A 12,715-nucleotide genomic window follows, 5' to 3' on the forward strand; every position below is an offset into this window, starting at 1 on the left:
GTACTCGACAAGCCCCCTCTCTTCATAAATACTCACCGTTTATAGACTCATACATTAATTGAGTTGTTGTGACTTGGTTGTCACTCATCATCGTTTACTCTATTATAAACCCTGGCAACATAATGCCCGCGCCCATCACCATGCCCCAAATCCATTGAGACCATTGCTTCCGCCTCTTTCCGACTTAACCCGTTATTCATATGATACTCTGTCGCCTCTCTGGAATAGGCATAACGCAGACTGTGAGGAGATTCCTTTCCCGTTAATCCAGCCTCTTTAAGAGTATTTCTATACCGATCAATAGCCGAGTGTAAATTAGGTTTATCTATTAAACGTCCATTGTGTTTATCGGCATATTTTATCGCTTCATTAACTGCACGAATAACTGTTTCGCGATTTACAACCGTTGTATCCCTCGGACGTCCACCTTTCGTTCCAAATACAACACGTATGCGCTCATCGCCATTATTTAATGCCTGCCGCCAGGTTTTTAGTGACTTGGCGGATTGAACTGTCTCTTCGGTTCTCAATCCTAAATAACGGGCTAATTGCATTGCAGCAGCAACCCCTTCGTCTTTATCACGGACTAGGGCGAGCGCTGCGTGATAGCGCTCGCCTGAAATAGCAATTTTAGAACCGTCACGACTGGCCCCAGATAAGCCGAGTGCCGAATTACTTAATCGTTCATGATTGGGATCGGCGAGTTTCGTTCTGCCAGCAGTAGCAAACATCGCCCGAATAGCCGCCATTTCATTTTGCATCGTGCGTTTTGATATATTTTCAGACTGACGATTTTTTATATACAGCTCAACATGATTGGTTTTTACATTACTGATATCACGGATCTGGATATTTAATTTCAACATGCTTTCGGCGAAACGAGATGCTATTCTGGCGCGATCTGAAACAGTTTTAAAACTCCCGCCCGACTTTCGGGCCAACGTGATTAATTGTTTACTTAACTGCTTATTGGCTCTCGACATTCCCCCACTCCTTTCGTCCTGAAAAACGCACGACATTACCGCCTTCGTCCCGAGGGATGAAGGACGTACCGAACTGCATTTTTGATGTACGACAAGACGCCTAAACAACGTTCAGCACGACGATGGTACATCCTGGCCCCGACGACACGGTTTGATTTGCGCTTCCTGCGGCTCGACTGATAACTGTGCATCGGGGTGGCAAAATGTTGAGTTCTTGAGAGGTATCCACAGCTCGCTGAGCTGCTTGCGGCTTGCGCCGGTACCTGACTACTGCCAGGCCACCTCCATCCATCAGCTTTCGCTGATGTTGCCATCGTTACCGAGTCGATTGTTCTCCTTCATTTGATAGATAAGCGTCTTCATAGGGTTACCCCGTTTTTACGACGCGATGGTTTAAAAAATATCCTTTTACTGCTCGGGACGTGCCATAGCCCCTGGTTCGGCCAGGGTACTACGTGTCGGTCAGAGCGTAGAAGACGTGGGTAAAGCCCGTATTACGTGGGTTCGTCCGTCATGCGCTTTGCGCGTCACTTGGTATATGCTTCGCAATTACACAAGTGACGCGCTGCGCAACTCCCGCGCCAAATGCCGCTTCTGCAGATGCCAAATGTTCCAATTGGCATAGCTGAACGCCGCAAATGTTGCCGGGATTGCTGGACGTCGGTCCAAAAAGATAAGGGCATAGACGTGATGTTTCTCCTGGTAATGGAGAAACTAAACCCGCCGGGAAGTTTCCCGCTGGGGTGTCAGTTGTCGTGATGAAACTGACGGTCTGTGAGTGGATAAGTGCACCTTCATCGCAGTAAACTGCGATCCCCGCTCTCAAAGGTTCAGGGGGGTTACCGCTCTAAAGCGCGTCCTTTCAGGTTAGGGTCGCATTGGCTGTGGTCGCTCGAAAGCGTCAGTCTCAGACCACGCTTCTCTCCGTATGACTTTGGCTGTGTGATCACCCTAGGGCGCTTCTCTCAGATCACCTGCGCACTCCTTGCGCTGAAAGCATTGGCTGTTGTCATCGACAACGATAGAACGGGGGAATCATAAAGGAGAGTTCAGAGATCTTCAACAGAAACAAGGCGGGGATATATGCAGCAGAAGAGACGGAGTTTTGCACATACCCACCGCCAGAGTCTGTTCGCTTGCCCCGCTCACAGACCGCTCCCGTTTGCCGGGGTGCTGGGTGGCCCCCGGCTTCACTGGCTTTTCTGACCGTGGATATGTGCATAACTCACTTTATTTTTTCAACATTGACAGGTTCTCAATCGCTTTTTTCTCCGTCAGTTTAATTGCCGGTTTTATATTATCTCCAGCACCTTGAGATACTGTTGAGATAACATCAACGCCCGCTGTTTTTGAGGAATAACTTGTCACCTGTTCAATTAGTCTGATCACATTCCCTGCCGTGACTTCTCCATTAAAGAAACCACTAATCAAGTTAACCAGTCGAGGATCGATAGACGATAATGCAGCCCCGCAAATAATAGATTGCCGGTAAAACTCACCTCGAATTTTCGTGGGCAAACTCTCAACATACCGTTGAGTTAATATATCTTGTGGATATATTGATGGATGCAAATAAGTAATAATCTTCTTTCGCTTATCAACCATAATTAAGCCCTAGCCATAGCCTTGACTAATGCAAATTGTGGCTCCTCTACTTTACTCACTTTATGTCGAGGAAAATAACTCTTAATATACGGATAGATAATTTCCGCACCTCCCCCTGTCAAATAGATACGGTGCATTCCGCTGAAGGATTCAATTTCATTCCTTACCCCATCAGCCAGGGAAGCAGATTCCATTTGTATTACAGATTGAATATTACTTATCTGCTCAACGTCATTGATTAGGGTCCGTAAATAATCCTCATCCGAATAATTCTTAATTATTTCTCCCGTCACATAATAGCTACTTGGGGTCGAGGCATTCATTAATGCATTCATCACTGCCCGGTTAATTCGAGATGTCCCAATCTCTGCATTCCCTTTAACTTCGGTAATACTTTCGAAAGCACCCTGTATAATGCCACAATCCAGCGTTGTCCCCCCTAAATCGACAATAAGGCTACGCTCCAATGGCTTGACCTCATCGGCAATGATGGAAGCCAATGCCGCTGGCAAGGACTCAGGCATGACCTTCACCTCTAGGACTTTAAAGGTTTCTCCTTTATTCAACGAAATATCGCGCAGGACATTATTTTTCTTCGCCTCTATATTCGCCTCATTCGGCTGGTTATCCGCATCGAAAAATTCCGTCACCGGCAGGGTGACCGTCAGGGCAATTTCCTGTGGTGGTAAACCCGATGTCAGCAGGGCATGATGGATGGCAAGCAGGTTCGTGGTGCTGTACTGATAACTGACATGCGTGGTGCCAATCGCAGCGGTGCTTCCCAAATCATGCGAATACTTTTTTCCGTCAACGGTATAGTTGAACACTTTTCGCGTTCCCAGGATGGCAGGGCTCCAGCCATCTTTGAAACTGTTACCCGACAGATGTGTCTTGATTTCACCCTGTTCCAGCCAGGCCAGTTTTACGTAGGTCGATCCATCATCACAAGATACGTTGAGCATAGTTTGTCTCTAATTGCGTATTGATATGACTCATATTGGGAAAAAATGAGCGTGTGAAAACACGCCCACCTTCTGATAAACCTCAAGTTGAGTCTATTTTTAACTCAAATTGAGAAAATTATAATTTCCATACCTCGTCACTCCCTGTTTTGACTCAAAATGCGTCATGATTTGTCTCAGATTGCATCACCCCTCATGCAGTAAACAGGTTGTTTTTGCATCACCGCTGCCGTAAGGTAATCATGTCATGATGAACAGATAAAAGATGAGGGAAGAAGCATGACTAATAAAGCGCAGAATCCGCAGGATGATATCTGGGGTGTTATCGCCAAAGGATTAGTAGAAGCCATTAAAATGATCTTTACAGTTATAGTGGCCATCGTTGCTGCCGGTAGCAAAACAACTAATTCAATAACTCCATCAGAGGAATCAGAAGACTACAATTCTGGCTTCCGTAATGGGCATAGTGGGCCAGGCTATTACGATAGTAATGACCAAAAATTAAAACATTTTGACGATTAACAACAGGTAGTAGAGGATCGTCTACTACCTGTGTAATTACACCTATTTTTTCCCTACCGAAGCACCTTTCGTGGCAACTGTCTTAGCCACTCCAGCGGCAACTCCTGCCCCTTTGGCTCCCGCTTGTTGTGATCCCTCTGAAGATTTAGTAATAGCAGTCGAAACAACACTACCTATCTGTGCACCACTCCAACTCACCGCACCGAACCAAAATGCGGGCAGCACCACAAACATCGACCCCAGTACCAGATTCATAATCCAGCCTTCAGCCCCAACGCTGCTGAACCAGTTGTAATACCCGCGAGCGCCGGTGTAGACAATCTCGATTAGCCGATCATCCATCCAGCTCCCCAGTTCCCACCAGAACGTCACAAACGTCATCGCAAACATGACAAACGTCAGCGTGACTACCACCTTGGGGTCATAGGCACCGAACAGCATCACTAGGGGGATACAAATGACCAGTGCCATCATCAGGATGCCATGCACCATTGGCAACGCCTGGCGCAACGCATCAAACGCCGGTAACTGGGTCGCTTGGGCCGAGAATGCCCCCAGGCCACTGACCATCTGTTTGAAACTGCTATCAAGCGCTATCCCGGTTCCCCGCTGGCTTCCCGCCAGATATGTTTCATGCCCTCCGGACATCAGGGTATTTTGTGGGCTGACCAGCCAGCGCAGCAGGTTCTCCTCCCAGTTCTCACCGTCAACAACCTTCATCCTGTTGGCAACTTTCGTGTTATAGGCTCCCGCCAATCGACTTTTCAGCCCTGTACCGGACGTACTCCACCACTCTTTGCACGTTGGATACCCGCCCCGCCCCACATCGGGATAACCGCTATCCCGACTCTCGCTGTACGGCCACTGCGAACGGGGTGAGGTAGACGTGTAGTAGTCATAATATCCACCCGTATTCAGGAAATAGCTCGAACCTATCCAACCTACCGAATTGATGGTGGCATCAGTAAGCTGGCTATTGGTGGACTTCAGCTTGAAATAGGCCTTGGAATAACACTGGTTGGCAAACTCCTGTACCTCCTGTCGGGTCACCGGATCAATCAGTTGAGTATGTTGCACTTCAAAACGTAGCTGACGCAGCTCCATACCGCAGGGGATAGACGCAATGGCCGCATGTGTCACCCCTTTTGATAGGTTGTGAACCAGGTACCACCACATCGGCACCTTGGCAACTTGACCGTTGAAGTCAGTCAACAACCCCCCGTAACCTGATTCATCCGGCTTGGGCACATTAGTGCCGCATTGCCTCGAACGCGTCTGATCAAACTTCATCACCGTCAAATCAACTTCTTTGAACGGCATTGCGCAGAACAGGATCACCACGAACGCCACGTACAACACCTGCTCGATGCGAGGGAGCGCCAGCGCCCCCTTGTTGCCCTCGTCATCCCCTTCGGTACGTACCTTCAGCCAGACGCCAGCCACTTTCAGTACCAGCGGCAACGCGAATAGCCCCGTCGTAGTGATGATAGTCCACAGGGCGTTATTAATCAGCCAGCCCAGGAACACCAGAAAAAACTCCAGATAACTGTCCGTCGTCATCACATCCCCCAACGGTAACTGGTGAATTCAATCAGCAAGGCCAGGCACACCATCATCACTTCGAGTCGGTACACCACGCCGGGTGAAGGGGCTTGACGCAATAACGCCCTTCGGACACGGTGAAACCACATCGCGGCCACGATGCCGTACAGTGTTAGCCGCCAGATAAACAGCGGAACTCGCGCTTGTTGTAACCAGTCGGTCAACACGGTTTCATTTCCGGCCAGATACAGCCCCAGTGCCGTCGCACATCCCCCCAGAAGCAAAACGCCTACCGTACCGAAAATAAAACCGGCCACTTTACGCCACCGGCGCGGCATTTTTTTCTCTGGTTGGCTTTCGTCTTTCAGTGCTCTTACAGTCGTCATAATTATTCCTCCGTGGACTTGCTGAGTCCCTGGACAGCACTGTCATTTTGTTTGTTGTCCTGGCGCAGGCTGTTATCGATCTCACGCGCTTCCTGACGGGTGATCGCTACCAGAATGGAGTTGTTACTGATGGACTTGCGTATCTCCATCTCATTTTTCAGCGCCTGGATCTCCCGGTCTAAAAACTCCAGACGGCGGTCAGACTCCGCCACAATCAGCTCTTGAGCCGCCACGCTCGGTTCTGATTGCCCCACCATCAACATTCGACGCATCGCCAATGCCGTCGTGATAGTGTCTGCCATCGCCAATTCACCGGCCAGACGCTGTACCAGAGCGCCATTGTCCGGGTCATCCTTCAGCGCCTGGATAACCCCACGCGTGACGGCCAGATCACCGGTTTTCAACGTTGCCAGATTGGTCGCGTTAGGAGCCAGGTTACCGTTCACCAGTTTGACCAGGATTTCCTGATTCTCTTCGGTGATCTTTTCCAACGTGGGAGAAAAACCTTCACCGGGTGTGGAGGTGCCTGGCTCATTTTCCAACCCACCACTGCTGCACTCGCTGCCACTCACACAAGTTCGTAGCGCACGGTCCCCCAGAACTTTAGAGACAGCCTCTGCTGCATCAGCACTGGTGGTATATTTTTGACACAACGAGCCATTACAGGCTGAAGCACTCACGGCAGCATCACTCGTCGCTGACTGTTTATTCAGAATGTTATAGCCCGCCTTGGCTATATCGTAGGTCGGCTTGATGGCTTTCTGACCGGTTCCTCCACGTTGTTGTCCACCAACCCATTTCATCCCTTCTTTGCCCGTGGATTTCTTCAAACTGTCATCCGCACGGATAGCATCTGATGTGCTGGCTATCACATTCTGAAATTCTTCCCCGATAGCAGTTTGCGTTAACTTGCCTGACAAGGAGTAATCAGCCAGTTTCTTCGACATTGTCTGGCAGTTGAGCTGGGCCTTATCGAACGCCACATTGGCCTGCAGGACGCCATTGGTCAGCAGTTCGTACAATCCAGGGTTCGCCCGCTGGATTATCATCGCCGGAAGGCTGGCAACCGCGCCGGTTGCGCCGTTAATCACATCCCCCATCATGTTTTTGAAGCCATCCGTCGCCCCGTTAAGCTGATTCTTGACCGTGGTACTCAAATCGAAGTTGCCGCACATCAGGTCATTGTTCCAACTGATACCGAGCCCCATTTTCTCCATATTGTTGCTACTGGGGGGTTGAGATATGACTGTCCCCCCACCGATGGAATAAAACAGGTTGTCGTTCACCGCCCCTTTCATTCCCTTGCCATAACCGGCGTTCGCCTCTTCCGCCGTGATGCCAAATGCAGCAAAAGCCGGTTGATTCAGTACCAGCAAGACCGAGACTGCCAGCGCCCCTGCCTTCAAAAATGTGTCGAATGTCATTGTGTACACTCCCTTGAGTTAAAAATCAGTGCTGTAGAGGAACGTTTGTCCGCGCCGTTGGCAGCAGGAATAAGGTTGCCAGAGCGCCCAGGCATAAGCGCCATCTGCCGCGATGGGGTTACTGCTGTCCGGGAACACGGCGCAGGAGGAGGAAACCGAGGGAGCCAATTGCTGCCATTTGTGGTTTTTGGTGCCGGTATTCTCCGTCACCGGGTCGGGCGGCCAATATCCGTCACTGCGACTGGCGGTCATCGGGTTATAGACGTGCACCTGACCGGTGCGCGTGATGATGTCTGCCGTGCGTTGTGCGACAACGGCGGCCGCTTTGTAGTCATCCACCTGGGTGACAAACCCACCACGGGGATACACATTGCCCCACATATCCCCTGTTGAACCCACTTCACGCATCCCCGGCGTCAAGGCTTCGGGATAGAGGGTTTCAGGGAGCCCGGTACGCCAGACCTGTGCATCCAGGGTACTGAGGAAGTACGGCACAAATGCCGTGGCCGAACCGGCGCAGGTGTAGCCCATAGACCCCATGAAATTGTTAAATAAAGGGGCGGCTAATGCCGGGTGACCAATCGCATCGGCGTTCTTGAAGCGCAGGTTGTCTTTGCGCAGCCCTCGCTTCTGCTCATTATTACCACCGCCTTCAGCCACACCCGGAATACCCGTCCCCAGCATCGCCACTTCCGACCAGGGGTTATCCCCGGTCTGGGCATAGCTGGACACCACCGCATTGGGGATGTAGTGCTTCACCTTGACAGACGTTCGTACCGTACATCCCCAGGCTGTACAGAACAGCCAGTAACAGACTCCGGCAATCCGGTACTCCAGGCACGTCGGGGATAGGGCACTGGCGACGATCGCTACCGAGTTGATCGCGCTGGCGGTAAACGGTTGTACCGCACTGCACAACAACAACGCCGTCGCCAGCTTGTGGCGGCGTAAGGGGATAAGGTTCATTGTGCCCCCTTATGCTCAGCCAGTTTTGCTTCGGCCAGGGCAACGTCAGCGGTACCGTACACCACATAGCGGTCATCAAACACCACGGCAGGGTATTTTTTCAGGCCAAGGCCATAGGCCTGGATAACACCTTGGTAGGCTTGCGAAATCTGTTGCTCTTTCTGCTGCCAGTCTGGAGACTGCAGCACCGCCTTGGCCTGCTGCTCCGCCTGGCGAGGGTCAGACGACAATTCGCCAAATATCTCAAGTTGAACCGTCTCCGGCGCATCCAGGTAAACCACCTGATGCCCGGTGCCTAATCCAGTCGGGGGATGCTGACTGTCGGTGTACACCACGGTTGCCGCCTGTGCCGATACGGCAGCGCACCCGATAGCCAGCAGGAACACAGCGTTGCGTTTCTTCATCACATCTCACTCCTGTGGGATAAAACCGCAGGGTGACGCGCATTGCTGACAAAAACAGCAAACAACTCGAATTGCGTTGGGAAAAATTAGGAGGCAGGCGGGGAAACGCAGATAAACAATTAGCGGGAAAAATAGCAGCTAATATAGGTTAAAAAACACACCGGCAGAGTAATTTTTTAGAAAACACCCCAACATTCAAACAGATGAGGTCTATTATGAAGAAAATCAGAGCAAGATCCGTGTGTCTTTTCCAACATTAAGGAAAAGTGCTGTTAGCCGAAGCACACGACCCGGTAAAAGATGAACATTTCGTCATGCCTATTGATTGGTGGCGGTATCAAGTTCGGAGAAACCTCAGTAACCGCAGCGAAGTGTGAGGTTCAGGAAGAAATCAGTTTAGTGATCACCGATATGAGCCTGCTCGGCGTCTCACAGAATATTTTTTCTTTTGACGGAAACCCAGGACACAAAGTGGTTTTAGTCTATGAAGGGCATTTTGAAGATATCCGCTTTTACAAACAGGGGATTATTCACGGGATAGAAAGTAACGATACGCCACCGACACTTCTTGGAAAGAATCTGATAGACAGCGAAGGGCAGACTCACCCACATCGGCTTTTCTGGCGCAAAGCCGATGTGGGTGAGAAGCGAGCGTAAATCATATTATGCAATTCATTTTCGATCACTACTTATTAAGTATATTATTAATAATTTCCTTTATTGAACTGATTCCGAGCATTAAATTTACGATTACCTTCAGCGTTATATCGCATCAACTATTGAACAATTGTGGAGTAAAGATCTAATTTTCTTATCTTTATAAGAATTGTTCCGTAAAATAACCATACACATATCCGCATCAAACTGCATAACAAGTAATACCGTTAGTAGCAACTATTAAAAACCAGGCCTATTTTAATAGTTGTTATTTTTAGGTCAATAAAGCATTAAAACCATAATAACACCTCCAATCATATTATAGTTGATTAATAAAATAATATTCTAATTTTTATTGAGATTTTATTTAGGTGGGAAACGTGACAACCCCACCCATCACCAAGATATTACGTCACTATTTTCATGAAAACTAAACACCCAAGTAGTTAGTGTATAAATAAGCAATTCTATACCTTGCTTTATTACCCACCATATATGTAGTTATTATCTTTGTTGCAACTAATATCTGCTTTAACTCACCTAATGTGCTGCCAATAATAACAGGGTACTCATCAATGTTATTATTTTTTATCTGTTGCAACAATTTTTCGAATGATTCCTCTGTAAAGTTACTTTTTTTAAATTCTTCACCAATTTTATTTTTAGAGAAATCTATACAAAAACATTTCACAAACTCATTTCCTTGCTCATTCCATAAGTCCTCCAAATACTTCACTACAGCACTTTTTCTGACGGTTTTACTCGTACAGTAAGCTAGACCAATAATAGCCTCTTTACGGAAGCCTTTCTCTTTATCTTTATCATCTTGCTCTTTTATGGCATTTGTTAGTAGATCAATAAAGGGTCTTAGATTTACTGTTCCATCAGCACTCTGTATATTTCGATAGAGGTCCTGATAAGCTGTGCTTAATTTTCCTCTACTATTTAATTTTGGCGAACCAAAAAATTCATTAATAATTGGCTCAATCAATCCTTTATCCAAAGGTAATTGGTTATGCACTTTCCCTTTAGTTCTTAATTTTTTTTCAACATTTTCCAATAAGATTGGCTTGATATTTTTACTTTTCAAGAATTCAAAAAAACTGTCATTTGAGTAAGTGAAAACAATTTTAAGGAAGTATGAAAATATCTCATTTTGTGACCATTCCAAATCAATAACTCTGCTGCTAAAAGAGTTTTTGTTTGTTAAATTACCTAGTCTGTCGTAAAGATCTCTTCGTAAGAAAAGTTTTGGATGAATATTTGAATATGGAAATCTCATAACCATTTTAACTAGAGGTGCAACTACATCGTTCCATAGAATTGGTTTAATAATATTATCTAGCTGATCAAAAGTAATGATCAAACGCTTATCATCTTTTTTTAAGCTATCATTTATCGAGTTAAGTTCTAATTCAATATTTTCAAATTCACTTACATTATTAATTAAGGATATTATCTTTCCAGGAGCATCAGGCTTGTCTAACTTTATTAAACTTTGGGGGTTCAGTGTTTTAACCGTAGGTCTAGAACACAGAGCATTCCAGATGAAAAATATCCAGAATTTTTTTATAAACAATTCATTTTTAATATATTCATCGAACCCTAAAAATTCAAAATTCTCTTGCTCAAAATTAGTGGCATTTAACACTTCATAATGCATGTGCTGCTTTTGTGCTTTTATTACCAGTTGTTCAAAAAAAACATTTAGTTGCAATGCTTTATAAAAAGCAGTTTTACCTGTTCCTTTGTCACCCAATAAAATACTTTTTTCCGGTATTAAAAGATCTTCCATGCAAGGTCGGTAGTAGAAATGTTTATTAATATACTCGCTAGTGTAATTAATGTTCTCCGCGTATAGGTCCGGCAATTTTGTTCTTATATTTTCAAGAACAGAATCTTGTATTTTGCAATCTAAACTTTCAACATCAACATCAACATCAACATCAACATCAACATCAACATCAACATCAACATCAACACAGGACTGTTCTGCTATATCACCATTTTGAAAATGAGATACTATATTATTAATATGATTGAAGAAACCTTGATATTGAGCAGAGCCGTTCTCACCATTAATAAAGTCATCAACATCACAAGAGTCTTCTAAGGGAGTCCCAATATATTCAAGTGAATTTTGCCGGTCAAAATAAAAAACATCCGAATCTGTATCAGCATTAGATAAACCTTGGATATAACTCTTAAAATTATTTAACCTTCGACTGAAATTAGTACTTATAACTGATAGAACAAACGTGGCGTTAACATTTTTTACATCCAATACTCTTGTCACATATTCTATTCCTGGTTGATTTTGTATGTCATCACCAGCTAATACAACTATATGTTTTGATATGTTAACTAATGCACCAAAAACATTATTAAACCCTGTTCTTGAGTCCACCAATATTACATCAGGTTTATATTTATCATTAATTTCATCTACCAATTTTAACAGGATTGATACTATCGCATCACCTTGAAAATCTACTTTAGCCAAACCCTCTAAATAGCTTAAAGTATCATCCTGATGTGATAAAATGTTTCCTGCAGATATCAAGTTAATAACACCGCTACCGGAGTAACTTTTCTCGATGTTATAGACATAATCGCTAATTTGACTTTCAGCATCAAAATTTTTATCATTCAGATATTCTATTAAACCATTTTTGCAGTTGTCAGATTGTGAGCTGTTAAAGAAATTCAATAAACCTGGCGCCTCAAAATCGCAATCCATTACAAATACATTCTTCCCTTTTCTGGATAAATAGGTTGCAGTTAATGCTAATGAAGTAGTGCGCCCTACACCACCTTTATAACTATAGAAAGTGATAATATTTTTTTCGTTTTCCTTATTAACGTTTGTGTTTAAAAGTGTATTCAAAGACCGTCTTAGACCAAGAGACACCTTATCTCTGTTAAATAGATGTCTATAATCTTCATCTCTTGAAGTACTTTCATCAATAAATTTTATTCTAATGTTAGGGTTATCTAGTTCCTTTTTGGTTAAACTGAATATTTCTAATCCGTCAATATCATTAACTTTGTCGCTCACTATATAGACATCAACTTTATTATTAATTCTTAATTCAATGAAATAATCACAAATGCACAGTTCTTCGACTTTGTTTTTTAGAGCATCTTCAAGTCTGCTTATTAAATCAATTGACTTTAACATTCATTACCTCTTATATTTTCGTCAGAAACAGGCGAGTATAGTTGTAGAAAGAAATGACATCCCGATGGTTACATTGTACATCT

Annotated in this window: 11 protein-coding genes; 2 read left to right on the plus strand and 9 right to left on the minus strand. The window is 45.3% G+C overall.

What is annotated here, in order from left to right; genetic code table 11:
- Positions 1-80: 80 nt before the first annotated feature.
- The 3 genes from ACWJJO_RS18485 to parM form a co-directional block, all read right to left on the minus strand.
- Complete coding sequence (locus ACWJJO_RS18485; RefSeq protein WP_481091351.1) at positions 81-983, minus strand: integrase domain-containing protein; 903 nt, start codon at positions 981-983, stop codon at positions 81-83.
- A gap of 1,230 nt (positions 984-2,213) precedes the next feature.
- Positions 2,214-2,588, minus strand: coding sequence for a plasmid partitioning/stability family protein (locus ACWJJO_RS18490; RefSeq protein WP_481091352.1), 375 nt, complete (start codon positions 2,586-2,588; stop codon positions 2,214-2,216).
- A gap of 2 nt (positions 2,589-2,590) precedes the next feature.
- Positions 2,591-3,550 (minus strand): plasmid segregation protein ParM domain-containing protein, encoded by a 960-nt coding sequence (gene parM / locus ACWJJO_RS18495; protein WP_481091353.1) that lies wholly within the window; start codon positions 3,548-3,550, stop codon positions 2,591-2,593.
- Positions 3,551-3,829: 279 nt separating this feature from the next.
- On the opposite strand from parM, the gene ACWJJO_RS18500 reads away from it, so the two are divergent.
- Entirely contained in the window at positions 3,830-4,072 is a 243-nt protein-coding gene (locus tag ACWJJO_RS18500) for a hypothetical protein (protein ID WP_481091354.1), read from the plus strand.
- A gap of 42 nt (positions 4,073-4,114) precedes the next feature.
- Here the strand turns inward: ACWJJO_RS18500 and ACWJJO_RS18505 are convergent, their stop codons facing one another.
- From ACWJJO_RS18505 to ACWJJO_RS18525, 5 genes are read right to left on the minus strand one after another with little or no spacing between them, the layout of a single operon-like run.
- Positions 4,115-5,632, minus strand: a complete 1,518-nt coding sequence (locus ACWJJO_RS18505) for a conjugal transfer protein TraG N-terminal domain-containing protein (protein ID WP_481091355.1) — start codon at positions 5,630-5,632, stop codon at positions 4,115-4,117.
- A complete protein-coding gene (locus tag ACWJJO_RS18510; protein WP_481091356.1) occupies positions 5,632-6,000 on the minus strand; it encodes a hypothetical protein in 369 nt (122 codons plus the stop codon). Before ACWJJO_RS18510 ends, ACWJJO_RS18505 begins: the two co-directional genes overlap by 1 nt.
- Before the next feature lie 2 nt (positions 6,001-6,002).
- Positions 6,003-7,424, minus strand: coding sequence for an integrating conjugative element protein (locus ACWJJO_RS18515; RefSeq protein ID WP_481091357.1), 1,422 nt, complete (start codon positions 7,422-7,424; stop codon positions 6,003-6,005).
- 18 nt (positions 7,425-7,442) lie between these two features.
- The gene (locus ACWJJO_RS18520) at positions 7,443-8,390 is read right to left on the minus strand and encodes a TIGR03756 family integrating conjugative element protein (RefSeq protein ID WP_481091358.1); all 948 of its coding nucleotides are present in this window, start codon (positions 8,388-8,390) and stop codon (positions 7,443-7,445) included.
- Positions 8,387-8,794, minus strand: coding sequence for a TIGR03757 family integrating conjugative element protein (locus ACWJJO_RS18525; RefSeq protein WP_481091359.1), 408 nt, complete (start codon positions 8,792-8,794; stop codon positions 8,387-8,389). The genes ACWJJO_RS18520 and ACWJJO_RS18525 overlap by 4 nt, the downstream gene beginning before the upstream one ends.
- A 300-nt stretch (positions 8,795-9,094) precedes the next feature.
- Between ACWJJO_RS18525 and ACWJJO_RS18530 the strand changes: the two genes are divergently transcribed.
- Positions 9,095-9,451, plus strand: a complete 357-nt coding sequence (locus ACWJJO_RS18530) for an NUDIX hydrolase (protein ID WP_481091360.1) — start codon at positions 9,095-9,097, stop codon at positions 9,449-9,451.
- Positions 9,452-9,881: 430 nt separating this feature from the next.
- Here ACWJJO_RS18530 and ACWJJO_RS18535 read toward each other — a convergent pair whose 3' ends face one another.
- The gene (locus tag ACWJJO_RS18535) at positions 9,882-12,632 is read right to left on the minus strand and encodes a KGGVGR-motif variant AAA ATPase (RefSeq protein WP_481091361.1); all 2,751 of its coding nucleotides are present in this window, start codon (positions 12,630-12,632) and stop codon (positions 9,882-9,884) included.
- Positions 12,633-12,715: the final 83 nt, after the last annotated feature.

The organism is Yersinia antarctica, from assembly GCF_056636475.1.